The organism is Ensifer sp. 1H6 (assembly GCF_001976035.1).
GTDB classification, from domain to species: domain Bacteria; phylum Pseudomonadota; class Alphaproteobacteria; order Rhizobiales; family Rhizobiaceae; genus Ensifer; species Ensifer canadensis.
In genome coordinates this window covers 69,674-95,536 of sequence record NZ_MOAI01000027.1, presented here as the reverse complement: position 1 = coordinate 95,536, position 25,863 = coordinate 69,674, and the positions used below count along the sequence as shown (strand labels likewise).

Below are 25,863 nucleotides of genomic sequence, written 5' to 3'. Positions count from 1 at the left end.
GGATAGCGGTCGGCGAATGCGGTTGGGAAGTTCCAGCTTCCATGACGGCGTCTCCTATGAGGTGAGTGCGTTATTGCAGCCTCACTCTGCCAGAGCGCCGGCCGCTATTCACTCCCCATGGAATCTTTGTAGGTCAACTCAGGCGTCAGCTCTTGATCCTTGAACGACGGTGCCACGGTCGACGGCGGGCAGCAAAGATCGCAGCGCAGCCCGATTATTCGGCATAGTCCTACAGGTGATCCAGACCACAGTCTTGATCCGGGGGGCAACGAATGCCTGCCGCTCGCTGCTCCCTGTCGGCAATCAGCCTAGCAGGTTGCGGATCGTCCGCATGAAGGCGCGAGCGCCCACCTCGATCAGTGCATCGGGAAAGTCGTAGTCCGGATTGTGCAGGCGAGGGTGGTCCTCACCTGCACCGAGGAAGAACATTGCTGAGGGGGCGACGCGGCCGAAAAGGCCGAAATCTTCCGATGCCTTCATCGGCAGGGCGGTCGGGCCCGCGTCGTGGCTGATCCGCTCCTCGCCAAGAGCGCGGCGCAAATGGTCGACGGCCGCCGGCGCGTTGCTGCACTGATGGAAGATATCTTCGTAGCTGATCGACGATGTGAGCCCGCCGGCCGTCGAATGTTTATGGACGAGAGCTTCGGCACGCCTCACCAGCTCACCCATCCGCTCGTCCGTCAGCGTGCGCAATGTTGCCCAGATCTCGGCATGGCCGGGGCTGATGCCGAAGGCGGGTTCGCCGAGGCGCGCGTGGGTCACGGTTACCAGCGTGAAATCGGCATCGAGCGAACCGCCGGCGCCAAGTGCAGTCAACTCACTCAGGAGATGAGCCATGGCGGAGGTCGGGGCGACGCCATCTTCCGGGCAGGACGCGTGCGCGGTCTTGCCCGAAAGCACGAACCTCATGCCGCGCGAGGCGCAATTGACCGGCCCTTCGGCCAACGCAACGTGCCCCAGCGGCAGGCCGGGAAAGTTATGCAACGAAAACACAAAGTCCGGTTTCAGCGGCTCGAATTTAGGATCCGCCAACACGGCGGCGGCACCGGCACCATTCTCTTCGGCCGGTTGGAAAAGCAGGATCGCCCGCCCGCGTGCCGGTCTTTTCCGGGAGAGCCCTTTGGCGAGCGCCATTAGGATTGCCGTGTGGCCGTCGTGTCCGCAGAGATGCCCCTTGCCGGTGATCTCGGATCGGTGCGGCGAAGTTGAAAGTTCTTCGATCGGCAAGGCATCGAGTTCGGAGCGGATCATCACGGTCGGACCATGGGTCGCTCCGTGATAAACGGCCGCCACCCCATGCCCACCGAGGTCAGTGACGATCTCGTCCGGTTGGCTCGACCCCAGCGCCCGTGCGACCATTCTGGCCGTCTCGACCTCTTCGCCTGATAGCTCCGGCTTGCGATGGAGTTCACGCCGAAACGCGGTGATCTCGTCCAGTTCGCCACCATTCAAAAACATGCGCAATATCCCAACCAGTGTCCGCCTCGGTGGGGCGTGTCGATCGAGCCCCGGTATCGGTGGGGAATGTGAAGCGGCGCTCCAGCTCTGTCTAGTCGGGAAAGTGCAAGTCGGCGAAGTGTCTGCATCGAGACCGCGAGTGCCGGGTAGTGTTGGAAGACGATATCGGTCGGGACCGCTGTAACCCAATCGACTTTCTCCACCGCCCGGAAAGCAGGCGGTGGAGAGATCGAGGAGGGCCGCTAAGGTCCCCATTCTCCCGAGGCGGCGTCCGCCACCAGACGCACCAGCATCTTGCCGTGGTTGGCACCCCTGAAGAGGTCGATGAAGGCGGAGGGAGCATTTTCGAGACCGTCGACCACGGTTTCGCGGATTTTGACCTGCCCCGCCTTCAGCCAACCGACCATATCGAGGAGCGCCTGGGCGTCTCGGTTTTTGAGATCGAGGGCCGCAAGGCCCTGCTGACGCGCCAGGGCCATGTGCTCTATCGGCGCGGCAAATCGCTCGTCGACGAAGCCACAAGACTGGAGCGTGCGGCGAGAAACCTCGCCAAGGGCCAGGAGCAGGAACTTCGCCTTGCGGTGGAGGGGCTGTTTCCCACATGGCTCTTGCTGCGCTGTTTGGACCAGTTCGCAGCCGAATACCCGGAGACGCGGATCGAGCTTTTCGAAACCGTCATGGGCGGCACGGACGAAATGCTGCTCTCGGGCGCCGTCGATCTTGCGATCTGCGCCGATACCCTGCCGGCCGGCCACAGGGGCGAGGTGCTGATGCGCTATCGGGCGATCGCGGCTGCCGCCCCGTTCCATCCGCTGCATCAGATCGGCCGCGAACTGGCAATGGAGGATCTGAAAGGGCACCGCCACCTCGTCATCCGTGACAGCGGGCTGCAACGCGTGCGCCATAGCGTCTGGAATGTGACTGAACAGCGGCTCACAGTCAGCCACAAATCAACATCCATACGGGCGGCCTGCATTGGCATGGGTTTTGCCTGGTATCCGGAAGACTGGATCCGCGAAGAACTGGCCGCAGGCCAGCTCAAGCCCTTGCCGCTCAGGGAAGGGGCGGAGCGCTGGGGCGCGATGTATCTGGTTTATCCCGATCCTGATGGTGCCGGACCGGGCGCCCGCCGGTTGGGCGATATCATCATCCACGCGGCACAGGGCGTCGCATGAGCGATTGACCTGGGTCGAACAGCTATCTTCGGGCGCCACCAACGAGCGAGATCGAGCGCGCCGCGGCGGTCACCAGCGGAGCAAAGCGTTCTTCCGTTTCCTCCGGCGTGTAGCGGCTGCGCGATACCGCGATGTTGATCGCGCCGTAAGGCGTGCCATTGGCATCCAGCACCGGTGCGGCGATCGACAGGTCGCCGTGGAAATATTCCTCGAATGCGGTGGCATAGCCCTTGGTCGCCGATTGTTTCAGCTTTGTCTTCAGCGCATCGATGTCCCATGTCGTGTGCGGCGTAAACGGGTAGAGATCCGATTTTTCGAGGATTGCATGGGCGGTCTCCTCCGGCAGGCCCGAGAGGATGGCGATCCCCGGAGCCGTGCAATAGGCCGGCAGCCGCGTGCCAGTGATGACGTCGTTGTTCAGCACGTGACGGCTCATGAAGCGCGACACGAAAACAATGTCGGTATCGTCGAGCACGGTCAGGTTGACGGTTTCTTCGGTGGCTTTGCTCAAGTGCAGAAGATAGGGCATGCCCCTTTCGACGAAGCCGCTGGCGCGGGTGTAGTGATAGCCGAAATCAAGCGCCTTCACCGTCAGCTCAAAGCGCTTCGTATCGGCGTTTTTGCCGAGATAGCCGAGCTTGGCGAGCGTGTGCGTGAAGCGCTGGGCGGCGCTCATGTCGAGCCCGGTTTCCTCGGCGATCTGTGACAGGCTGAGGTTCGGGCGGCGACCGTCAAAGGCTCTGAGAACCCTGAAGGCTTTCTCGACCGACTGCACCAGCAAGGGATCGCGGTCTTCTCCCGGCGTTTCGTTTTCGTCTGTCGCAGCCTTGTTCGCCTTGCGCGCCATGTATCCCCGTTCCCTGCGGTTTCCCACATATCGATAACAGAATCGCCAAGCATCGGAAAAGGTGCTTGACAGCTAAAATAAACCTAATCACACTATGACATAACAATTATCGCATTGCAATAGTTGTTTAATTGCAACGGAGAAAATCATGGACCGCTTCATCCTGACAGAACGGCGTGGCGAGGTCGGCGTCATCACGCTGAACCGCCCCGAAATCCTCAATGCCTGGCACAGCCCGATGCGCCAGCAGCTGGTTGCTGCCTTCACGTCGTTCGAAGAAGACGAGACGGTCCGCGCCATTATCCTGACCGGTGCCGGTGATCGTGCGTTCAGCGCAGGCCAGGATCTGAACGAGACGCGCACATTCGACGGTGCCCGTGGCCAGGAATGGGTGGGCGAATGGGAACGGCTCTATGATGCGATGCGCTCGCTGTCGAAGCCGCTGATCGCGGCACTCAACGGCGTTGCTGCCGGTTCTGCGTTTCAGGTGGCACTTCTCTGCGACTTCCGCGTCGCTCATCCGGGCGTGCGTATGGGGCAGCCGGAAATCAATTCCGGCATCGCCAGCACCACAGGCCCGTGGATGATGCGCGAGATGATCGGTCTTTCCCGCACCATCGACCTGACGCTTAGCGGTCGCCTGATGCAGTCGGATGAATGCCAGGCCATCGGCATCATCAACCGCATCGTGCCGCAGGAACACGTCATGGATGAAGCCCTCTCGCTGGCCCGTGAACTCGCCGCCAAGCCACCGGTCGCCATGCGGCTTGACAAACAGCGCTTCAGGGAGATGACAGAGGCTGGTTTCCGCGACTGCCTCGAAGCCGGCGCTCGCATCCAGCGCGAAGCCTACGCCTCCGGCGAACCGGCGCGGATGATGGAACAGTTTCTCGCACGGCGTGCGGCAAGCAAGGCCTGACAAGGGCCAGGCCGCTTATGGGAGGCGGCGCGCAATCCAAAACAAGAGGGTAGAACAATGACCAGCAACAAACGCATACTGATTGACCGCCGCAGCCTGTTGAAAATCGGCGGAGGCCTGGGCGTCGCCCTGGCCGCGCCTGCCGTCTTCATGCGGTCCGCATTTGCCGCCGAAACCCTGACCGTCGCCGATCCCGGCGGCCCCTACAGCCCCGGTTACCGCAAGGCATTCTACGATCCCTTCGAACAGGCGACCGGTATCAAAGTTATCAATGTTGCCCGCGACGCCGAACCGACCGCCCAGTTCCGGGCGATGGTCGAGACGCAGTCCTATAGCTGGGACGTCTGCACGCTGACGCTTTCCGCCCGCGACATTCTCGAAAAGCGCGACCTGCTCGAGCCGATCAACCTGCCGGCAGCCGACGTTCCCGGGCTGATGCCCGACGCCCTGACCGAGCTATGGCTTGGCGTCGACGTCTATTCCACCATCATGGCCTATCGCACCGACCACTTCGACGCGGCCAACGGTCCGAGTTCCTGGGCCGATTTCTGGAATGTCGAGAAATTCCCGGGGCGGCGTGCCCTGCGCAAGAACCCGATCGATACGCTGGAGCAGGCGTTGCTGGCCGATGGCGTGCCGATCGCCGAACTCTACCCGCTCGACATCGAGCGCGCCTATGCCAGCCTCGAAAAGATCAAGCCGCATGTCGATGTCTGGTGGACAGGCGGCGCCCAGTCGAGCCAGTTGATCCAGAGCGGCGAAGTTGACCTGATCGCCCTGTGGAACGCCCGGGCCCAGGCGGTGATCGACGGTGGTGCGCCGGTCAAGATCGGCTGGAACCAGGGGCTCTACTCGATCGAGGGCTGGGGCATTCCGAAGGGCTCGCCGCGTGCCGATATCGCCCGGCAGTTCGTCAAGTTCTGCGCCGATCCGAAGCAGCAGGCGCTCTTTACCGAGTTCCTCGCCTACGGCCCGACGAACCTGAAGGCCTATGAGCATATTCCGGCAGAACGCGCTGCCGCCCTGCCCACCTCCGAGGCCAATCTGAAGGTCATGACCATTGCGCGGGAAGACTGGTGGAGCGCCAACCGTTCCGAAATGACCGAGCGCTTCAACGCCTGGATCCTGGGTTAAGGGGAAATCTGATGCTCGCGAAGCCCGAACAAGCCACTCGCCCAAAACTTCTCGTCGACGGATTGGCCAAGAGCTACGGCGCCACCGTTGCTCTCAAGCCCACGCACGTCGCGGTTCAGACCGGCGAGTTCCTGACGCTTCTCGGGCCTTCGGGCTCCGGCAAGACCACCTTGCTGCAGATGATCAGCGGGCTGGTCCTGCCAACGGAGGGCCGCCTGTTCATCGACGGCAGCAATGAGACGGAAACGCCGGTACACAAGCGCGACATCGGCCTCGTTTTCCAGCACTACGCCCTGTTTCCGCATCTGACGGTCGCCGAGAATATAGGCTTTCCCTTGAAGATGCGCGGCAAGAGCACTGCCGAGATCGACAGGCAGGTCAAAGGCGCACTCGACATGGTTCAGCTCGGCCATCTGGCCGGGCGGTTCCCGCGCGAACTTTCCGGCGGGCAGCAGCAGCGCGTGGCGCTTGCCCGCTGCTTCGTCTACCAGCCGTCGATCATCCTGATGGACGAGCCGCTGGGCGCGCTCGACAAGAAGCTTCGCGAGCATATGCAGTTCGAGATCAAGCGGCTGCACCGGCAGACCGGCGCCACGATCATCTATGTGACGCATGACCAGGAGGAGGCACTGGCGCTCTCCGACCGCATCTGCCTGATGAATCATGCCATGGTCGAGCAGATCGGTCCGCCGCAGGAAATCTACGCCCGGCCACGCACCGCCTTTGCCGCCGATTTCATTGGCATCTCCAACATCTTCCGCGGCCGCGTCGAGCTTGGCTCGGGCGGTGTCGCGCACCTTTCGACCCCGAGTGGACGCTTCCGGATCGATGGCACCGGCCTTTCCAACAATGCCGAGATGGCGCTGGTGGTGCGGCCGGAGCATCTCGAACTCGGCTCGACCGGCGCAAACGAGATCAGCGGTCGCGTCGCAGAGGTCGTCTATGCCGGCTCTGAAACCCGACTGCTCGTCGACATCTCTGTCGGTGAGCTGGTCACGGTTCGTGTCCTTCCCGGTAAGCCGTTGCCTGGTATAGGCGACAACATCACGCTGAACTGGGCGCCGGAAGCCGCCGTGTTGGTGACGCCATGACCGCGGCGGCTGTCTCCACTCCGCGCTCTGTGCGCTCCAACCGCTTCCGCTTTGGGCCGCTTTGGCTGGCAGCGCCCGGCCTTGCCTTCCTTCTGATTTTCTTCCTCGTTCCCGTCGCAAGGCTGATGGGCCTCAGCCTCGAGGACGCCGACACCGGCGCGATGACCGCCAGCCACTATGCGAGGATCTTCGAGACCGACGTCTATTTCCGCGTTCTGTTGATCACCTTCCGCATCGCCGGACTGACGACGCTCTTCTCTCTGCTTCTCGGCTATCCCCTGGCCTACTGGTTGTCGCGCTTGCCGGATCGGACGCGCGGCACGATGATCCTGCTCGTGATGGTGCCCTTCTGGACGAGCTACCTCGTCAAGAGCTTTGCCTGGGTCATCGTGCTGGGACGCACGGGGATCATCAACCAGATCGGCCTGGGATCAGGTGTGCTCAGCCAGCCGCTGGAGCTGTTGCACAATGAACTCGGCGTTATGATCGGCATGGTTCATGCCATGGTGCCGCTCGCCATCCTCACCATGCTGCCTGTCATGACCGGCATCGACCGCCGGCTGACGCAAGCATCGGCAACGTTGGGCGCGACGCCTGCGAAGGGCTTCTGGCTCGTCTATTTCCCGCTTTCGCTTCCGGGTGCGGCGGCTGCCGGCCTGCTGACCTTCATCTCCTCGCTCGGCTTCTTCATTGTTCCGGCCCTGCTTGGTGGGCGTCAGCAGACGATGCTCGCTCAATTGATCATCGTCCAGGTTCAGGAAATCCTGAACTGGGCCTTCGCCGGGGCTCTTGCCGCGATGATGCTGCTGGCGGCACTGGTGACGTGCTGGGTTTACGATCGGGTGTTCGGGCTCTCCAGCCTTTCGGGCGAGCCGTCCGACGGCAAGGCCGGCAAAACCGGTTTCCTGCGCGCCCTTGGCCTGGCGATCCTCGATCGGGTGGCGAGCATCAGCAGCGCCATTGCGTCCGGCAGCCACCGGCTGTTGGGAGCGGCGGTTTCAAGCCGCATGCTCGGCATCTACAGCGTCTTGCTGTTCGCCTTCCTGATGCTGCCGACGCTCGTCGTCCTGCCGATCGCCTTTACCAGTTCGCAGTTCCTCGAGTTCCCGCCGCCGGGATATGGCCTGGAATGGTTCCGGACCTATTTCACCTCCGACCTCTGGGTCGCGGCCACCATCCGCTCGTTCGGCGTCGCCTTCGCGACCGCCATCGTTGCAACGGTGATCGGTGGCTTTGCGGCGCTGGCGCTTGCCCGTTCGCGTTCGCGCTGGCGCGGCATCATCTTCGCCTTCTTCCTGGCGCCGATGATCGTGCCGCGTATCGTCATTGCCGTCGGCCTGTTCTACCTCTTTGCCCAGATGGGACTTGTTGCCACCGACCTTGGCCTGGTGATCGGTCACACGGTGCTGGCGCTGCCCTTTGCCTTCGTCGCCATTGCCGCTGTGCTGAAGAGCTACGACTGGCGGCTCGACCAGGCTGCGGCAACCCTTGGGGCAAATCGGGTTCAGGCCCTGCGGTTCGTGACCGTGCCGCTGATCAAGAGCGGCCTGACGGCAGCGTTCCTCTTTGCCTTCATCACCTCGTTCGACGAGCTGACCGTGGCGATCTTCGTCAGCGGCGGCGTCAAGACGACCCTGCCGAAGCAGATGTGGGATGACATGATCCTGCAGCTCAACCCGACGCTCGCGGCGGTTTCGGTCGTCGTCTTCATCGTCGTGACAACACTTCTCCTGGCGGCGGAAAAACTCCGCCGCTCCACCTGACACCATATCCGAGATCCTCCCATGACCGTATCTCTCGAAGGCTTCCTCGGAAGCTTCACGACCAAGGCTGCCCGCAAACCGGAACAGGTGTTCGCCCGTTTCAATGGCGAGCCGATCACCTTTGCCGCCCTCGATACGATGTCGGCAGCACTTGCCGCCGACCTCCGCCAACGCGGCCTGAAATCCGGTGACCGCGCCGCCGTGATGATGCGCAATTCGCGCCTGTCGCTGGCCGTGCTCTTCGGACTTGCCAGGGCCGGTGTCGTCTGGGTCCCGGTCAACGCCCAGCTTCGCGGCGAAGGCCTGCGCTATATCCTGGAGCATTGCGAGCCGGGCGTCGTCATCTGCGACGCTGAGCTTGCCGAAACCATCAATGAAAGCGGTGCTGCTGTGCCCGCTGCCGGGATAATCCTTGCAGGCGAACAGGCTGGCCCGGCGTCGCTGGAAGCAATTCTGTCGTCGGGTGGTGTCGCTTTCAATGAGGAGCCGCCTGCGGCCGACGATCTGTTTGCGATCATGTATACCTCCGGCACCACCGGCCGACCGAAGGGCGTGCTGGTGACCCACGGCATGATCCGGCTTGCGGGCGAGGCGGTGCGCACGCTTTCGGTGGCAGGGCCGGGCGACGTCTTCTTCGTCTGGGAGCCGCTCTATCATATCGGTGGCGCCCAATTGATCGTGCTGCCGATCATCGAGGACCTGTCGCTCGCCATGGTCGACAAGTTCAGCGCCAGCCGCTTCTGGGATCAGGTGCGCACCTATGGTGCCACCCATATCCACTATCTCGGCGGCATTCTGCAGATCCTGCTGAAGCAGCCGGAAAGCGAAGATGACCGCAAGCATCCGGTGCGCATCGCCTGGGGCGGCGGCTGCCCGAAGGAGGTCTGGCCGCAGTTCAAGGAACGCTTCGGTGTCGAAATGCGCGAATGCTACGGCATGACGGAGGCCTCCAGCATCACCACCTGCAACGCCACCGGCGTCGTCGGCGCCGTCGGGCAGCCGATGCCCTGGTTCTCGGTCGATATTCTCAACGAAAAGGGCGAGCCGGTGCCGGCAGGCGACAAGGGCGAGATCGTCGTGCGCACCTCGCTTGAGGGCGCACTGTTCAAGGGATATCTGCGCAATCCGGAAGCGACGGAAAAGACCCTTCGCAACGGTGCGCTTCATACTGGCGATTCCGGCTCCTTCGATGTCGACGGCAATCTCTGGTTCCACGGTCGGCTCACCGACAGTGTGCGATGCAAGGGCGAAAACGTCTCCGCCTGGGAGGTCGAGCATGTTGCCGCCGCCTACCCAGCGGTCGAGGATTGCGCCATGATCGGCGTTGCCGCCGATGTCGGCGAGCAGGACATCAAGCTCTTCGTCAAGCCGAAGCCCGGCAGCGCCATCGATCCGATCGATCTGTCAGGATGGCTGGCCCATCGGCTCGCGCCCTACCAGAACCCGCGCTACATTGCCGTCGTCGACGAATTCGAGCGCACGCCGAGCCAGCGCATCATGAAACACCGGCTGCCCGCCGGTCTCGACAATTGCTGGGATCGGCTGGCACGACAGTAGGACCGAGGTGTCTAGGGCGAACACGGCGAATGAAGAGAGGCGACGAGATGGAACAGTCAGAGGAAATCGTGTTGGCCGGCTGCGGCAACATGGGTTTTGCCTTGCTCGAAGGCTGGCTTGATCGGGCCGGTATTCCTGCAGCCCAAATTCATGTGGTCGAGCCTGCGGAATCTCTTCGCCACCGCGCCGCCGCGCGTGGCGCAACGGTTTATGATGATGCGGCCGCTTGCCGGCTGCCTTGCGGCCGCGCGCCGTCATAATCGCCGTCAAGCCGCAGGTCGTCGGCTCGATGCTTGGCGCCTACCGCCGGTTCAGGGACACGTCGGTGTTTGTAAGCATCGCCGCCGGCGTGCCGATCTCGACCTTCGAGAATACCCTGGGCAACGCCGCGATCGTGCGCGCCATGCCCAATATGCCGGCCTCGATCGGCATGGGGGTGATTGCAGCCTTTGGCAGCACTCACATCGACGACAATCAGACGGGTTTTGTCACCGATCTTCTGGCGGCCGTCGGCAGTGTTCACTGGCTGGCGGAGGAACGGCTTGTCGATGCGGCAACGGCGATATCCGGTTCCGGGCCGGCCTATCTCTTCCATTTCATCGAGTGTCTGACCGACGCGGGAATTGCCGTCGGCCTGCCGCCGGAAACCGCTCTTGCCTTGGCAAAGCAGACGGTCAATGGCGCCGCTGCTCTTGCCAGCACCAGCGCATTTTCGCCGGCAGAGCTGCGCCAGCAGGTGACCAGCCCGAACGGCACGACCGCCGCCGCGCTCGATGTCCTGACGTCTGAGCCAAGTCTGGCCGATCTGGTGAAGCGGGCGGCCGCGGCTGCGCATCGCCGGGCGTTGGAACTGGCCCTCGGCAACTGATCGCCAGCCGAGGATGTTTCCGCATCAGGGCGTGGTAAACGACGCGTCGCGCACGCCCGGAATGTGAAACGTCTGCTGGAAATAGGACCGCAGCGCCTGCATCGGCGGCGTGAATTCCGCTCCCCGCCGCCAGGCAAGGCCGACGTCCATGGCCGGCACAGGATCGCGCACGTTGATCGTCTCGATGCGCCGGCCCTCGAGCGACCAGGGGCGATGGACCATGTCGGAGAGTATGGCAACGCCCTGGCCATTGGCGACCAGCGAGCGCACCGCCTCCACCGACGAGGTCCTGAGGATGACGCGCGGCTGGTAGGTCGACGTGCTCCAGTATTTCAGCGACGAATGCGCGGCCTCGTCGACCGTCAGCATGATGTAGGGCTCCTCGGCGATCTCGCGAAAACCGACGCTGTCGCGTTGCAGTAGCGGATGCTGGGCCGGCACCCAGAGCCGTCGCGTCGAGCTCATCAGCTTTTCGGTCGTCAGTGCCGGGTTGAGAATGTTCGAGCTCAAAAGCACCGCCATGTCGTAGCGGTTGGTGAGCAGGCCCTCCTCGATCGATTCCCGCTTGAGTTCGAACAACTGCAGCTCGAGTTTCGGAAACAGGCGTCGCAGCCGCTCGATATGCTGCGGCAGGAAGTAGCCGATGACGGTATAGGTGGCGGCGATCGCAAGTGTACCCTCGACGGCGCTGCTGACGATGTTCAGATGGGTCGCTTCGTCCACCTTCTTCAGGATCTCGTAGGCATGGGAGAGAAACTGCCGCCCCGCCATCGTCAAGTCCATGCCGCTTGGGGTGCGCAGGAACAGGTTGGTGCCGACGATGCGCTCCAGCTCCTTGATCGCCGTGGTCACCGCGGACTGGGAGATCGAGAGATCGACCGCCGCCTGGGATATCTGACCAAGTTCTGCCGTCGCGACGAAATAGCGAAGCTGGCGAAGACTGATCGACAAAGCCCATCTCCCATCTGATTATTTTATACAGCGGCTCGGAAAATCAGAAAGTCTGCCACGTCTTTGAGCAGTCGTCTGGTCATCCCTCAGGCATTTCACCGTAAGCCGCTCTAAACACGCTAATTTTCGCAGGCGTTTTCTGCAACTGAGAATTCTGAAATTCAGATATTTGACATGTGAAAATAGAATTTTTCAAATGCTCTGTTTCACCCTAGCGTTCCCTGGAGGTCAGGGTTGCCGGGAGAGCAATCTCCAGGAGAGCGACCTGCAACAGAGGGATGAGGCATTGCTCGACGTCGTCGATATCAATTGCGACATGGGAGAAGCGTTCGGCCGCTGGCGCATCGGCGATACGGACGATGCGGCACTGATGCCGCTGATCAGCTCCGCCAATATCGCCGCCGGCTTCCATGGCGGCGATCCCAACCTGATGGATGAAACGGTTCGGCTCGCCGCCGAACATGGCGTCGGCATCGGCGCCCATCCCGGCTATCGCGACCTGCAGGGTTTCGGCCGCCGCAAGATAGCAGGCACGGCCCGCGAGCTCGTCAACGACATGGTCTACCAGGTCGGCGCGATCCGCGAATTCGCCCGCCGGCACGGTGCACCCCTGCAACATGTGAAGCCGCACGGGGCGCTTTACATGGAAATGGCCGTCAACCGCGAACTCTCCCAGATCTTCATGCAATATATGCGTACGGTCGCGCCGAACGCTTTTGTCTTCTGCATGGCCGGATCGGCGACGGAGCTTGCCGCACAGGAAATCGGCCAGCCTGTCATTCGCGAGTTCTACGCCGACCGCGACTATGACGACAGCGGCTCGATCGTCTTTACCCGGGATGCCGGCCGGCCGGATGCCGCGGCGATCGCCCGCAAGGTCGTTCGCGCCTGCCGCGATGGCCGGGTGCGCACCATCACGGGCGCCGATATCGCGGTTCCGTTCGAATCCATTTGTTTTCATTCCGATACGCTCGGCGCGCTCGATATCGTGCGCCTCATGCGGGAGGGGCTGAGTGCCGAGGGCATTCGCATCGCTCCCGTCTCTCAGGTCAAAACCAGATAACATAGCGGAGGCAACCATGAGCAAGCACGAAATCCGATCGCCCCTTCCAGGAACCTTCTATCGCTCGTCTGCTCCGGATGTCCCGCCCTTCAAATCGGATGGCGATGATGTTTCTTCCAGCGACGCCATCGGCCTGATCGAAGTCATGAAAACCTTTCAGGAGATTCAGGCCGGTGTCGCGGGCGGCAGCATCCGCTTTCTCGTCGACAACGAAGAACCTGTGATGGCCGGCCAGGTGATCGCGGAGGTCGAACAATGAAGCTCCGCTCGGTCCTCATTGCCAATCGCGGCGAAATCGCCGTCCGCATCATCCGCGCCGCCAAGGCGCTCGGTATCCGCACGGTTCAGGTTTATAGCGCCGCCGATGCCGACATGCTGGCCGTCAAGTTTGCCGACGAGGCGATCGAGATCGGACCGCCGGCGCCGAAGAAATCCTATCTCGACATCGCGGCCGTGATTGCAGCGGCCAAGCGCGCCAATGTCGATGCGGTCCATCCCGGTTATGGCTTCCTGTCGGAGAACGGCGATTTTGCCGACGCCGTGGTTGCCGCCGGCATGATCTTCATCGGACCAACAGGCGATGCGATCCGCCTTCTGGGTGACAAGGTCGCCGCCCGTGCTGTTGCCGAGAAGGCCGGCGTGCCCACCGTTCCCGGCAGCGACGGCCGTATCTCCAGCCTTGCCGATGCACATCAAGTGACCGAGCGCACCGGCTTTCCCGTGATGATCAAGGCGGCAGCCGGCGGCGGTGGCCGCGGCATCCGCATCGTCAACAATGCGGCCGAGCTGGAGACACAGTTTCCCCAGGCATCGGCCGAGGCGCTGGCCTCCTTCGGCGACGGCGGGCTCTATCTGGAAAAGGTGATCACCCGCGCCCGCCATGTCGAGGTCCAGATCCTTGGCGACGGCAACAACGTCGTGCATTGCTTCGAGCGCGAATGCTCGCTGCAGCGCCGCCGACAGAAGGTCTGGGAAGAAGCGCCGTCGTTCCTGCTTCCGCCCGAGGTGCGGCAGAAGCTCTGCGACAGCGCCGTCGCGTTGGCGCGTTCCGTCGGCTACCGCGGGGCCGGAACGGTGGAATATCTCTACGACGACGAGGCCCGCCAGTTCTATTTCATCGAAGTCAACACCCGCATCCAGGTGGAGCACCCGGTGACCGAGATGATCACCGGCATCGATCTGGTCGAGGAGATGTTCCGCATCGCCGCCGGCGCGCCGCTCTCTGTCCGCCAGGCCGACATCGCCGTCAAGGGCCATGCCATCGAGTGCCGGATCAATGCCGAGGACCCGAGGCGCGGTTTCATGCCGGCGCCAGGCAGGATCGAAAGGCTCGACGTACCCGAGGGGGAAGGCATCCGTTTCGACACTATGCTCTACGAAGGCTACGTCATCCCGCCGTTCTACGATTCATTGCTCGGCAAGCTGATAGTCTGGGGCGAGAACCGAACGGCGTGCCTCGTCCGCCTTTCGCAGGCGCTGGCGCAGCTCACGATCGAGGGCGTGCCGACCACGATCCCGTTGCATCGGGCATTGGCTGCCGACGCGCAGATCGCCAAGGGCGCCTTCCATACCCGCTTTCTCGAGACATGGCTTGAAACTGAATTTGCCGCCGATGGCGGCCGTGCCGCGGAGGTCGCATGATGCCGACACGATACACCTTCGGAGGCGACGAGCACCTGTTCGTCGAATGCAGCGACGAGATGTCGTTGGAAGCCTTCTTCAAGAGCCTCTCCATGGCCAACGGTGTCAAGGAGAGCGGCATCAAGGGGATCACCGAGATCTGCCCGGCCAATGCGTCCTTCCAGATTAAATTCGACCCGGATCAGATCAAGCCCGATGATGTGCTGAGGGAAGTGCGGGCGATCGAGGGTGCGGCCGAGCGGGCTGAGCCTGTCATCCGCACCCGCATCGTCGAAATCCCGGTCTTCTACAACGACCCCTGGACGCACGAGACACTGATGCGCTTTCGCGAGCGCCACCAGGAACCGTCAGGAACCGACCTCGACTATGCCACGCGGATCAACGGTTACGGCGACGTCGACGATTTCGTCGCCGCCCATTCCGGTTCGCCCTGGTTCGTGTCGATGGTCGGCTTCGTTGCCGGCCTGCCGTTCATGTACCAGATGGTCGAACGGCAACGGCAGATCCAGGTGCCGAAATATCTGCGCCCGCGCACCGACACGCCGCGGCTGACCGTCGGCCATGGTGGCTGCTTCGGCTGTATTTATTCGGTGCGCGGTGCGGGCGGCTACCAGATGTTCGGCATCACGCCGATGCCGATCTTCGACCCGACGCAGACAACCAGCTATCTCCGCGATTTCATGGTGTTCTTCCGTCCGGGCGACATCGTCAAGTTCAAGCCGATCGATCGGGACGCCTATGATCAGGCGGTCGAGGATGTCGACAAGGGGCGCTTCAGCCCGCCGGTCCGCGAGGTTAGCTTCGACCTGCGCGAGTTCCAGAAGGATATCACTGGCTACAACACCCGGCTGGAGGGCATGCTCAATGGCCATTAAGGTTCTGCATCACGGTCTGGCAATCACCGTCCAGGACCTTGGCCGTCCCGGTTATTTTCATCTCGGCATACCGCTCGGCGGAGCGATGGATCGCTACGCGATGCGCGCTGCCAATCTGCTGGTCGGAAACGAAGAGGGTGCTGCCGGCCTGGAGGCGGTATTCCTCGGGCCCAAGCTCGAATTTACCGAAGACACGCTGGTTGCGGTGACCGGAGCCGACATGCCGGCAAAGGTCGACGGGGTGGAGCAGCCGGGATGGACGGCTTTCCCTGTTCGCGCCGGACAGACGCTGACCTTCGATTTCCTCAAGTCCGGTGCCCGCATCTATATCGCCGTTGCCGGCGGCATCGATGTGCCGCTGGCGCTTGGCAGTCGCTCGACCTACCCGATCGGCGCGCTCGGCGGTTACAACGGCCGGCCGCTGGCACCAGGTGACGAACTGCCGGTTGGTGCCGGCAATGGCTCCGGTGAGGCTCGCTCGGTCGACCAGCAATTGCGGCGGCTGCCGGCCGCACCCGTCGCCCTGCGTGTCCTGCCCGGTCTCTACTGGGACCGGCTTTCCGACGAGGCGAAACAGAGCTTCTTTGCCGACGAATGGAAGGTGGCGCCCGAAGCCGACCGCATGGGCTACCGCTTCCGTGGCGGCCGCAAGCTCTCCTTCGTCGAGCGCGAACAGCCGTTCGGTGCCGGCTCCGACCCATCCAATATCGTCGACAGTTGTTATCCCTATGGCTCGATCCAGGTCCCCGGCGGAACCGAGCCGATCATCCTGCATCGCGATGCGGTTTCCGGCGGCGGCTATTTCATGCTCGGAACCGTGATCTCGGCCGATATGGACCTGATCGGCCAGATGCAGCCGCATACACCGACCAGGTTCGTGGAGGTGACGATGGATGAGGCATTGGCGGCTCGGGCTGAGGAAACCGCGCGGCTGGAAGCGCTGCGCGCGTCGCTGAGCTGACGGTTCAGGGGAAACGGAGGGAAAGATGGAGCGCGGGCATCGAAGCAAGAGATCGGCAGCCGCGCTCAATGCCTCGGGTCGCAATTGCGAGCGGCTATTCGACCACGCGTGTCAGATAGGCGGCGGTGACGCTCGGGCCCGGAATGATTGCGACGATCTTCATCTGCGCGATCGTGCGGTTCATCGAGGCGTCGATATGGTTTTCCAGCATCGCGGCTGCGGCCGCGGTCGCGCCGCGCGTCATCAACTCCACGATCAGCCGGATTTCGGCGATCACCGCGGGATCGCCGGGAAGGCCCAGTTGCCGCAGCAGCCGTTCGGTCGCGGTGACGGGCAGCAGGTTGTTGCGGATCAGTTCGCGCAGCCGTTCGTTCGGCATCGCGAGCACGCAGCATTCGGTAAACTGCGTGCGGATGTCCTCGAGGCTCTGCCAGGCGTCTGCCGCCTGCGCGCCGTCGAGTTCCGTCAACCGGACGAAGAGGGCTGCAAGTCGGTTGCGATCGATATGGCCGGCGCCGAGCGCAAGCGCCTGCGGTTCGAGCAGACGGCGCAGCATGAAATGGTCCTTGACGGTCTGTGCCGTCAGCGGGCCGGCAATCCAGTGCGAACTCTGGTTCTTGCGCACCAGCCCGCGCTCGCGCAGCCGCGTGAGCACATCGCGCACCACGGTACGGCTGACGCTGAAGTGGTTGGCGAGTTCGTTTTCGATGATGCGATACTGGCCGAAGATGACGCAGCCGGCGACGTCGTTCTCGATCTCGGTGTAGATGCGCTCCCAGGACGAGCGGCTTTGCAGCGCCTCGTCGGCGTGTTGCGGGATGGTGAGCCCGAGCGATTTGATGTCGGTGCGATTGGGTTCGATCGCGCGGCCGGGTGGGCCGACGAGATAGCCGCGCCCCTTGAAGCGGTGGACGAGCCCGTCGCTTTCCAGTTGCAAGAGCGCACGCTGAACCGGCGCACGCGATATCTGCAGGATCTCGGCAATCGGCCCTTCGAGAAGAACGAGGCCGGGCGGCAGGATCCCTTCGGCGATGTTGCTACGCAGAACGTCCTCGGCAATTTCGTAGCGGCGCTGGGTATTCTGGCCGAGGCGTGGCTCGCTCATGCGGTCGGGCGTCTTCCGTTTGGCTGGCAATTTCGTCCTCTTTCTTTACGCCACTTGCCGGGGAATGTGACAGCTGAAAATAAATGCATTTTGCATACACGTTGGCAAATTAAATGTGCATTTGTTTGCGGCATTTGGTGTTGATGGGGTGGATGCCGGCTGCCGGTGAATGGATTTTCGGTGAGTCAGGCGCAATCCGGTAGCGCCCACACGGAAGGGTGGAATCGTTCTTCCTTCGGGATTGCAGGGTGTTTAGGGCGGATTGAAGCGTATTCTAGCCTGGATGGCTGCCAGCGGAGCGAAGCCGTATTTCATTCCGGTCTAAATGACGAATAAAAGTCTATTGCATACAAAAATCATTCATGTCATTGTTCGTGACATGCAAGCGCTCAGAAGAAGCGTGCAGGTGGAACTTATTTTTTGAACCGCAAAGGACCTTCATCCCCGACGCGCATGTGACCATGCGCGAACGCGATCGCATGTCCGTTCGGATGCCTCGTCGGCTCCGGCGACGGCGAAGCTTTGGGTGGAGAACGTCCGGACGGCAAACTGGCAGGAAACCAATGTCGACGGTCCTTCAGCTCAAGAACATCACCAAAACCTACGGCGACATGCGCGCGCTCAACGGCATCGATCTTGCCTTGCCCGGCGACGCCTATATCTCGCTTCTGGGGCCGAGCGGCTCCGGCAAGACGACGCTCCTGAGGGTCATTGCTGGTTTTGAACATCCGGATGGCGGCGCCATCCTGTTTGACGGCAAGCGCATCGACACCGTGGCGCCGCACAAGCGCGGCATCGGCTTCGTCTTCCAGAACTTCGCGCTCTTCCCGCATCTCTCCGTCGCGCAGAACATCGCCTTCGGCCTGGAAAACAGGGAGGACGAGCCGGTCACCGACCGGCGCGTCGTCGAAGCCAGGGTGCGCGACATTATCAGCCTCGTCGGCCTTTCCGGTCTGGAAGGCAGGGCCGTCACCCAGATCTCCGGCGGCCAGCGCCAGCGCGTCGCCTTGGCGCGCACGCTGGTCACCGAGCCGCGCATGGTGCTTCTCGACGAGCCGCTCGGCGCGCTCGACGCCAATCTGCGCGCCAGGATGCGGGCGGAGTTGAGGGCTATCCGCGAGCGCTGCGGCGTCACCTTCCTGCATGTGACCGGCAGCGAGGCCGAGGCCTTGGCCATGGGCGACACGGTGCTGGTGCTGGAAAGCGGCCGCATCGCCCAGTCGGCGGATTCAGACACCGTCTACAACAGGCCCGCCTCTCCGGCGGTTGCCCGCTTTCTCAACTGCTACAATCTCTTTCCCGGGCGGATCGAAGGCGGCGCCTTCGTCGGCGGCGTCGGCCGGTTTGCGCTTGGGGCAGCGGCGCCGACGCGGGCGACGTCGCCGGCCTATGCGATCCGCTACGATCGTGTTTCGGTCCGGCCGCCCGAGGCAGCCATCACTGAGGACGAGATCCGCATTGAGGCCAATTTCGTCGCCAGCGAATATTCCGGCGCGGCGGTCAATTCCTTCTTCGCGCTCGATGACGGCCGGGTTTTCGAGGTCGAAAGCCATCTCAGCCATGCAGCGCCCGAGACCTATGCCGAAAAGGGCCGCTACGCGCTCGTGTGGAAGCGGGAGGACGCCCTTGTCTACGTCTGAAATCCTTTTGGAAAAACCCGGCGCCTGCGCGCCGCACCGTTCCTGCCCGGAGAATGAGAGATGAGCATGATGGCCGTTGCGGAGCAGACGGAAACAGAGACCGTCGCCGAGAAGAAACCACCGGGAAAAGCGCTTTGGCTGCTTGCGCCTGGTGTCATCTGGATGACCCTGTTCCTCGTCCTGCCCATGCTGATGATGGTCTACGTCTCCTTCTGGACGCAGACGACCTTCACGATCGAACCGACGCTGACGCTGAAAAGCTGGATTACCTTCTTCACCAGCGACACCTATCTTGGGGCGCTGTGGACGACGGTGCGCATCTGGCTGATCGTGCTCGTTGCCACCGTGCTGGTCGGTTATCCCGCAGCCCTTTTCGTCGGGCTGTTCGTCAAGAACAAGGCGCTGCAGACGGTGCTTCTGGTGCTGTGCGTCATCCCCTTCTGGACCTCGTTCCTGATCCGCGTTCTCGCCTGGCGGCCGATGCTCGGCAAGGAGGGCGCGATCAACATGATCCTGATGAACCTCGGCATCACCGACGCGCCGATCGAGGTGCTGCTGTTTTCCGAACTGTCGGTGATCATCGGCATGACCCAGATCTACTGCGTCTTTATGGTCGGTCCGATCGCCTTCATGCTCGGCCGTATCGACACCTCGATCATCGAGGCCGCGCAGGATCTCGGTGCCGGCTTCTGGCGGATCTTCCGCACGATCATCCTGCCGCTGTCGATGCCGGGCGTGGTCGTCGGGGCGATCTTCGTCTCCGTCATGGTTCTCGGTGAATTCGCAACCTCGGCCGCCCTCTCCGGCCGCAAGGTCAACCTGCTCGGAAACATCATCGTCACCCAGGTCGGTTCGCTGAAATGGGCCTTCGCGGCGGTCGCCGGGGTCGTGCTTACCATCCTGATGGGCGCGGTCGTGGCCGCGCTGCTCAGGGTCGTCGATCTCAGGAAGGAGCTCTGATCATGAATGCCAGCGGCATGAAACTCAGCCTTGGCGCCTACACAGCGCTCTTCCTCGTCTTCCTCTATGGCCCACTCGTCGTGCTTGCCATCCTGTCCTTCCAGACGGGGCCGGAAGGCGGGCCGCAGTTTCCGATCATCGAATGGTCGACCTATTGGTACAAGCACCTCTTCGGCCTGACGCCGCCGTCGCGCATCGCACCGTTGCCGATCGAGCAGGCGCTGGTCCGCTCGCTGGGGCTGGCGGTGATGACCATGATCGTCTCGACGGTGTTGGGGGTCTCGGCGGCCCAGGCCTTCCGCCGCAAGTTCCGCGGCTCGGGCGTGGTCTTCTACCTCATCGTTCTCGGCATGATGGTGCCCGGCGTGCTGGTCGGTCTCGGCATGGCGCTCGTCGCCAATACGCTCGGCGTCGACCGCCACTGGTGGAGCACCGCTTTCGTTCTGCACGTGGTCTACACCTTTCCCTTCGCCTTCCTGGTGATGCTGGCGATCTTCAACCGCTTCGATCCGAGCATGGAGGAGGCGTCCTGGTCGCTCGGGGTCACGCCGGCGCGCACCTTCCGCAAGGTGACGTTCCCGCTGATCTTCCCCGGTGTGCTCTCCGCCATGCTCTTTGCGTTCACGCTCTCCTATGACGAGTTCTCGCGCACGCTCTTCGCTTCCGGCCGCGACTTGACGCTGCCGCTGGCAATTTACGGCACCTTCTCCGTCGAAGTGCATCCGAACGTCTTTGCCTTCGGCGTGTTGACGACGCTGTTCTCCTTCGCGCTGCTCGGCACCTATGCGGCGCTGATGATGCTTTCGGTGCGCCGCGCCAAGCGTATGGCGATCCAGGAGGAGGCGTGATGGCCAGCTCGGCTCTTGGTTCGGCAATCGTCACGGGTGCCGGTTCCGGCATCGGTCGCGCCATCGCGCTGCGGTTGGCGGCCGACGGTTATGCCGTCGTCGTCAATGATCTGTCGCCGGAGCGCTGCGAAGCGGTTGCAGACGAGATCGCTGCTGCCGGCGGAGTGGCGCTCGCGATATCAGGCGACGTCTCAAATGAAGCCGACGTCGCCGCGACGGCCGAGAAGGCAGCGCAATTCCACGGCCCCGTGGCGCTGCTCGTCAACAATGCCGGCATCGCCCATCAGGCGCTGTTCGAGAATCTCGAGGTCGCCGATTTCGACCGGATGTTTGCGGTGCATGTGCGCGGCACCTTCCTGATGACCAAGGCGGTGCTGCCGGCCATGCTTGCCCGCGGCGAGGGCGTGATCGTCAACATGGCCTCGCAGCTCGGCCAGATCGGCGGCGTCGAGCTCGTGCATTACTCGTCGGCCAAGGCTGCGATCATCGGCATGACCAAGGCGCTCGCGCGCGAAGTTTCGAGCCGCGGCGTGCGCGTCAATGCGGTCGCGCCCGGTCCTATCAACACGCCGCTCGTCATGGGGCTGTCCGAGGATTGGCGGGCCGCCAAGAAGGCGCAGCTGCCGCTCGGGCGTTTCGGCGAGCCGGACGAAATCGCCGCGACGGTCGCGTTTCTGGCCTCGCCGTCGGCGAGCCTGTTCGTCGGCCAGACGCTCGGACCGAACTCCGGCGACGTGATGCTCTGACAGGAAAGATGAAAATGCCAAATCCTCCCAAGACGTCCCGCATTGTCATCGTCACCGGTGCCGGCATCGGCATTGGCCAGGCGACCGCCAGAGCTTTTGCCGCCAACGGCGACCATGTCGTCGTGACCGATATTCTCGAGCCTGAGGCATCGGCCACGGTCGACGCCATCCGGCATGCCGGCGGCTCCGCCGAGTTCGCCTACTACGACGTCCGCTCGACGTCAGCGACCGACGCGCTGGTCGCTGATCTGGAAAAACGCCACGGTCGCATCGATGTCGTCGTCGCCAATGCCGGCATTGCCCATCGCACCCCGCTTGCCAGGCTGACCGACGACAAGTGGGATCTGACCTTCGACATCGACCTCAAGGGCATCTTCCGACTGGCGCGTGCCGTCGCACCCGGCATGCGCCAGCGCGGCGAGGGCAGCATCGTCGCGCTCTCCTCGATCATGGGCGTTGCCTATGGCTGGGACGAGCACGTGCATTACTCCGCCGCCAAGTCCGGCGTCGTCGGCCTGGTGCGGGGGCTTGCCGTCGAGCTTGCCGGCGACGGTGTTCGCGTCAACGGCGTTGCGCCCGGCTACATCCGCACAGCCCAGCTGCTTTCGGAGGAAAACTCGCTCGGGCCTGACGGCGCGGAAGCCGCTGCCGCCTTCATCCCGATGAAAAGGCTCGGAACGCCTGGCGATATCGCCGACGTCATCGCGTTCCTGGCATCCGACGGCGCGAGATACATGACCGGCCAGGTGCTGGTCGTGGATGGGGGCCTCCTGGTGGGGCGTTACTGAAACGCCGCGCACCGCGGCGAATGAACAAGGGGCGCGTGGCAAACGGGCTCCGGGGAACAACAACAACTGGAGAAGAGACAATGCCAAATATGGAACTCAATCGCCGCTCCCTCCTCAAACGGTCCGCCGGGATGATGGCGCTGGCGATGGGCGGCGGCACGCCGTTCCTGTCGTCGCGCGCCGCCTTCGCGCAGGCCGCCGATCTGGCGGGCCAGCAGCTGCGCACCATCGGTCTTTCGGTCACCGTTCAGGAGCGCATCCTCGAGCAGTTCAAGGCTGCTGCCGGCGTCGGCGGCACCTCCGGTACGGCGGCGACCTTTCCGGACGCCCAGACGAAGATCCTCTCCGGCTCCAAGGACTATGATTGCTGGGAGATCATCGCCGAGCGTCTGCCGTCGATCGTCATGACCAACAATGTCGAGCCCATCCCGGCCTCGGCGCTGAAGAACTGGGCCAACATCCGCGATACGTTCACGACGGCCAGCGACAAGTGGGATCGCTCCGCCCAGATCATCGGCCAGATCTGGACCGATGAAAGCCAGACGGCGCTGAACATGGTGCCCGCCGTCTATAATTACGATTCGATCGGCTACAATCCCGATGTGCTGTCGGCCGAGGAGGCCAACAGCTGGACTGCGATCTTCGATCCGAAGTGGAAGGGTAAGTCCGGCATCAACACCGACCCGCTGATCGCGATCGGCCAGGCGATGATGGCGATGAACTCGCTCGGTCTTTCCGACGTCAAGAACCCGGGCAATGCGACCGCAGCCGAAATCGACGAAGCTGCCGCCTTCCTGATTTCCAAGAAGAAGGAAGGCCAGTTCCGCGCGCTCTGGGGCGATTTCGGTGAACTCGTCAACCTCATGGCGTCGGGCGAGATGGTGGTCTGCGACGCCTGGCAGCCGGCGGTCATGGCGGTCAAGGCGCAGGGCAAGCCCTGCCGCTACGCCGTGCCGAAAGAAGGCTATCGCGGCTGGGCGATTGGCCCGGCGATGATTGCCGGCACGGCCAACAAGGAGGCTGTCATTGCCTATGCCGACTATTGGCTTTCGGGCGAGCCGGGCATCACCGTCTCCGAGCAGGGTTACTATTCGCCATCGACCAACATCAAGAACGTCATGGCGCCGGAGAAATATGCCTTCTGGTACGAGGGCAAGCCCTGGGTCGGCGCCGAGGAGCGCGGCATCAAGGAAGGCGACCTGCGCGACGGCGGCTCGCTCGAAGAACGCGCCAAGAACGTCGCCTACTGGCACCAGTGGCCGGACGAATACGACCACCTGATCCAGAAGTGGGACGAATTCCTCAACGCCTGATGAAGGACGCCCGGGGCGCAAGCCCGCCCCGGCCCTTCCCCCAACGCATCCGCTATTAGAACCGGAGAACGACTGTGATCTTCGACCTCGAACTCAACAATGTCGGCAAGGTCTACGACAACGGCACCCCCGCCGTGATCGATTTCAACCTGTCGGTTTCCAAGGGCGAGTTCATCGCGTTCCTCGGCCCGTCCGGCTGCGGCAAGACGACGACGCTGCGCATGATCGCCGGCTTCGAGCAGATCTCTTCCGGCGAGATGCTGATCAAGGGCAAGCGTATGAACGACATCCGGCCGGAACACCGGCCGACGTCGATGATCTTTCAGAGCTACGCGCTCTTTCCGCACATGACCGTGCGCCGCAATGTCGGCTACGGGCTCGACGTCAAGGGCATGGCCAAAGCCGAACGCGACGCCAAGGTCGATCGTATCCTGGCAACGCTTGGGCTCGAGGACATCGCCGAGAAGAAGCCGGACCGGCTCTCCGGCGGCCAGCGCCAGCGCATCGCGCTTGCCCGCGGTCTTGTCGTTGAACCGGATATTCTGCTTCTCGACGAGCCGCTGGGCGCGCTCGACGCCAATCTGCGCAAGGCGATCCAGAACGAACTGAAGCTGCTGCAGAAAACGCTCGGCGTCACCTTCGTCTTCGTCACCCATGCGCAGTCCGAGGCGCTCGCGCTTTCCGACCGTATCGTGGTGATGAACCAGGGCAGGGTCGAGCAGATCAGCCCGCCACACCAGCTCTACACCCGGCCAAACACCGCCTTCGTTGCCCAGTTCATCGGCAATAACACGATCTTCCAGGGCGAAGTCGAAGGCGCATCGGACGACCGGACGCTGGTTTCGACGCCGCTCGGGCAGCTTTCCGGCCGGCCGAACGGGGCCCTTTCCAAGCGGTCACGGGTCAATGTCGTCATCCCGGCCGAAGCGATCGAGGTGCATCCGGCGGCCCTGGTTTCGCGTGACCAGATTGCCCATGCGGTCGGCGGCAACGTCGTCAGCGCCAGTGTGCGCCGCTTCGACGTGGTCGGCCATGTATCCCACCTGACGGCGGGACTTGCGGACGGACGCACCGTTTCGCTCGAAGCCCATGTCGACAAGTACCAGCCCGATGCCTTTCCCGTCGGTGCGGACATTCTTTTGAGCTGGCAGCCGGGCGAAGCCACCGTCATCCCAGCCTGATCACGCGAGCGGGATGAGGAAAAGTGTGTGCGGTTTTCCGCCCGCATCCCGCTCTGACTTATGAGAAGAGAAAACACGAAGGAGACATACCATGGCCAAGGAAATCCTCTGCAGCTTCGGCATCGACGTTGACGCGGTCGCCGGCTGGCTCGGATCCTACGGGGGCGAGGATTCGCCCGACGATATCTCGCGCGGCCTTTTTGCCGGCGAGGTCGGCAGCCCGCGACTGTTGAAACTGTTCGAACGCTTCGGCATCAAGACCACCTGGTTCATTCCCGGCCACTCGATCGAGACGTTCCCGGAACAGATGCAGGCTGTGGCGGACGCCGGCCACGAAATCGGCATTCACGGCTACACCCATGAAAACCCGATCGCCATGACGCGCGAGCAGGAGACCGAAGTCCTCGACAAGAGCATCGATCTCGTCACCAAGCTCTCGGGCAAGCGCCCGACCGGCTATGTTGCGCCATGGTGGGAGTTCTCCAACGTCACCAACGAGCTGCTGCTGGAACGCGGGATCAAGTACGATCACTCGCTGATGCATGACGACTTCACGCCCTATTATGTCCGCGTCGGCGACAAGTGGACGAAGATCGACTACTCCAAGAAGCCGTCCGAATGGATGGTGCCGCTGCAGCGCGGCAAGGAGACCGACCTCATCGAGATCCCGGCGTCCTGGTATCTCGATGACCTGCCGCCGATGATGTTCATGAAGAAGGCCCCGAACAGCCACGGCTTCGTCAATCCGCGCGATATCGAGCAGATGTGGCGTGATCAGTTCGACTGGGTCTATCGCGAGATGGACTATGCGGTGTTTCCGATTACCATCCATCCTGACGTTGCCGGGCGGCCGCAGGTGCTGATGATGCTGGAGCGGCTCTATGCCCACATGGTCAAGCATCCGGGCGTGAAGTTCGTGACGATGAACGAGATCGCCGACGATTTCGCCAAGCGTTTCCCGCGCAAGAAGTGAGCGACT

General features: G+C 62.9%; 23 protein-coding genes and 1 pseudogene. 20 read left to right on the top strand and 4 right to left on the bottom strand.

From position 1 onward, the window contains the following. Window positions 1-303: 303 nt before the first annotated feature. A complete protein-coding gene (locus BKP54_RS26495) occupies window positions 304-1,458 on the bottom strand; it encodes an amidohydrolase (RefSeq protein WP_025429640.1) in 1,155 nt (384 codons plus the stop codon). Between the two features lie 299 nt (window positions 1,459-1,757). On the opposite strand from BKP54_RS26495, the gene BKP54_RS26490 reads away from it, so the two are divergent. Continuing rightward, window positions 1,758-2,633 (top strand): LysR family transcriptional regulator, encoded by an 876-nt coding sequence (locus BKP54_RS26490; RefSeq protein WP_084815180.1) that lies wholly within the window; start codon window positions 1,758-1,760, stop codon window positions 2,631-2,633. Window positions 2,634-2,655: 22 nt separating this feature from the next. Here the strand turns inward: BKP54_RS26490 and BKP54_RS26485 are convergent, their stop codons facing one another. Beyond that, entirely contained in the window at window positions 2,656-3,480 is an 825-nt protein-coding gene (locus BKP54_RS26485; RefSeq protein WP_025429642.1) for an IclR family transcriptional regulator C-terminal domain-containing protein, read from the bottom strand. A gap of 148 nt (window positions 3,481-3,628) precedes the next feature. Between BKP54_RS26485 and BKP54_RS26480 the strand changes: the two genes are divergently transcribed. The 6 genes and pseudogenes from BKP54_RS26480 to proC all read left to right on the top strand — a co-directional run bounded on the left by BKP54_RS26480 (window position 3,629) and on the right by proC (window position 10,812). Next, a complete protein-coding gene (locus BKP54_RS26480) occupies window positions 3,629-4,399 on the top strand; it encodes an enoyl-CoA hydratase/isomerase family protein (protein WP_025429643.1) in 771 nt (256 codons plus the stop codon). Window positions 4,400-4,456: 57 nt separating this feature from the next. Beyond that, window positions 4,457-5,533 carry an ABC transporter substrate-binding protein gene (locus BKP54_RS26475; protein WP_084815179.1) on the top strand — a complete coding sequence of 359 codons (1,077 nt, stop codon included), beginning with the start codon at window positions 4,457-4,459 and terminating at the stop codon, window positions 5,531-5,533. Between the two features lie 11 nt (window positions 5,534-5,544). After that, the gene (locus BKP54_RS26470; RefSeq protein WP_025429645.1) at window positions 5,545-6,624 is read left to right on the top strand and encodes an ABC transporter ATP-binding protein; all 1,080 of its coding nucleotides are present in this window, start codon (window positions 5,545-5,547) and stop codon (window positions 6,622-6,624) included. Beyond that, window positions 6,621-8,387: an ABC transporter permease subunit gene (locus BKP54_RS26465; protein ID WP_057205839.1), complete on the top strand. Its 1,767-nt coding sequence runs from the start codon at window positions 6,621-6,623 to the stop codon at window positions 8,385-8,387. Before BKP54_RS26470 ends, BKP54_RS26465 begins: the two co-directional genes overlap by 4 nt. 21 nt (window positions 8,388-8,408) lie before the next feature. Continuing rightward, window positions 8,409-9,944, top strand: coding sequence for an AMP-binding protein (locus tag BKP54_RS26460; RefSeq protein ID WP_084815178.1), 1,536 nt, complete (start codon window positions 8,409-8,411; stop codon window positions 9,942-9,944). 47 nt (window positions 9,945-9,991) lie between these two features. Next, a pseudogene (proC, locus tag BKP54_RS26455) lies at window positions 9,992-10,812 on the top strand (pyrroline-5-carboxylate reductase). Between the two features lie 24 nt (window positions 10,813-10,836). Here the strand turns inward: proC and BKP54_RS26450 are convergent. Beyond that, window positions 10,837-11,763, bottom strand: coding sequence for a LysR family transcriptional regulator (locus BKP54_RS26450; RefSeq protein WP_025429649.1), 927 nt, complete (start codon window positions 11,761-11,763; stop codon window positions 10,837-10,839). Between the two features lie 286 nt (window positions 11,764-12,049). Here BKP54_RS26450 and BKP54_RS26445 point away from each other — a divergent pair, with 286 nt between their 5' ends. Genes BKP54_RS26445 through BKP54_RS26425 form a run of 5 tightly spaced genes read left to right on the top strand, consistent with a single transcriptional unit; the run spans window position 12,050 to window position 16,303 of the window. Next, complete coding sequence (locus tag BKP54_RS26445) at window positions 12,050-12,826, top strand: 5-oxoprolinase subunit PxpA (protein ID WP_025429650.1); 777 nt, start codon at window positions 12,050-12,052, stop codon at window positions 12,824-12,826. A gap of 16 nt (window positions 12,827-12,842) precedes the next feature. Beyond that, entirely contained in the window at window positions 12,843-13,085 is a 243-nt protein-coding gene (locus tag BKP54_RS26440; protein WP_057205843.1) for an acetyl-CoA carboxylase, read from the top strand. Continuing rightward, window positions 13,082-14,467, top strand: coding sequence for an acetyl-CoA carboxylase biotin carboxylase subunit (locus tag BKP54_RS26435; RefSeq protein WP_084815177.1), 1,386 nt, complete (start codon window positions 13,082-13,084; stop codon window positions 14,465-14,467). Before BKP54_RS26440 ends, BKP54_RS26435 begins: the two co-directional genes overlap by 4 nt. After that, window positions 14,467-15,342 (top strand): carboxyltransferase domain-containing protein, encoded by an 876-nt coding sequence (locus BKP54_RS26430; protein ID WP_084815184.1) that lies wholly within the window; start codon window positions 14,467-14,469, stop codon window positions 15,340-15,342. Before BKP54_RS26435 ends, BKP54_RS26430 begins: the two co-directional genes overlap by 1 nt. Further along, complete coding sequence (locus BKP54_RS26425) at window positions 15,332-16,303, top strand: biotin-dependent carboxyltransferase family protein (RefSeq protein ID WP_084815176.1); 972 nt, start codon at window positions 15,332-15,334, stop codon at window positions 16,301-16,303. Before BKP54_RS26430 ends, BKP54_RS26425 begins: the two co-directional genes overlap by 11 nt. A 94-nt stretch (window positions 16,304-16,397) precedes the next feature. Here the strand turns inward: BKP54_RS26425 and BKP54_RS26420 are convergent, their stop codons facing one another. Then, window positions 16,398-17,408, bottom strand: a complete 1,011-nt coding sequence (locus tag BKP54_RS26420; RefSeq protein ID WP_057223765.1) for a GntR family transcriptional regulator — start codon at window positions 17,406-17,408, stop codon at window positions 16,398-16,400. Window positions 17,409-17,971: 563 nt separating this feature from the next. Between BKP54_RS26420 and BKP54_RS26415 the strand changes: the two genes are divergently transcribed. The 8 genes from BKP54_RS26415 (at window position 17,972) to BKP54_RS26380 (ending at window position 25,857) form a co-directional block, all read left to right on the top strand. Further along, complete coding sequence (locus tag BKP54_RS26415; RefSeq protein ID WP_025429656.1) at window positions 17,972-19,048, top strand: ABC transporter ATP-binding protein; 1,077 nt, start codon at window positions 17,972-17,974, stop codon at window positions 19,046-19,048. 60 nt (window positions 19,049-19,108) lie between these two features. Continuing rightward, entirely contained in the window at window positions 19,109-20,008 is a 900-nt protein-coding gene (locus BKP54_RS26410) for an ABC transporter permease (protein WP_025429657.1), read from the top strand. Window positions 20,009-20,010: 2 nt separating this feature from the next. After that, window positions 20,011-20,856, top strand: a complete 846-nt coding sequence (locus BKP54_RS26405; protein WP_025429658.1) for an ABC transporter permease — start codon at window positions 20,011-20,013, stop codon at window positions 20,854-20,856. Further along, window positions 20,856-21,602 (top strand): 3-oxoacyl-ACP reductase family protein, encoded by a 747-nt coding sequence (locus tag BKP54_RS26400; RefSeq protein WP_057223767.1) that lies wholly within the window; start codon window positions 20,856-20,858, stop codon window positions 21,600-21,602. Before BKP54_RS26405 ends, BKP54_RS26400 begins: the two co-directional genes overlap by 1 nt. Window positions 21,603-21,616: 14 nt before the next feature. After that, window positions 21,617-22,390 carry an SDR family NAD(P)-dependent oxidoreductase gene (locus BKP54_RS26395; protein ID WP_025429660.1) on the top strand — a complete coding sequence of 258 codons (774 nt, stop codon included), beginning with the start codon at window positions 21,617-21,619 and terminating at the stop codon, window positions 22,388-22,390. Window positions 22,391-22,470: 80 nt separating this feature from the next. Next, a complete protein-coding gene (locus BKP54_RS26390) occupies window positions 22,471-23,703 on the top strand; it encodes an extracellular solute-binding protein (protein ID WP_025429661.1) in 1,233 nt (410 codons plus the stop codon). A gap of 74 nt (window positions 23,704-23,777) precedes the next feature. Continuing rightward, window positions 23,778-24,884 carry an ABC transporter ATP-binding protein gene (locus tag BKP54_RS26385; RefSeq protein ID WP_057205859.1) on the top strand — a complete coding sequence of 369 codons (1,107 nt, stop codon included), beginning with the start codon at window positions 23,778-23,780 and terminating at the stop codon, window positions 24,882-24,884. A gap of 91 nt (window positions 24,885-24,975) precedes the next feature. After that, the gene (locus tag BKP54_RS26380) at window positions 24,976-25,857 is read left to right on the top strand and encodes a polysaccharide deacetylase (protein WP_084815175.1); all 882 of its coding nucleotides are present in this window, start codon (window positions 24,976-24,978) and stop codon (window positions 25,855-25,857) included. Window positions 25,858-25,863 lie beyond the last annotated feature (6 nt).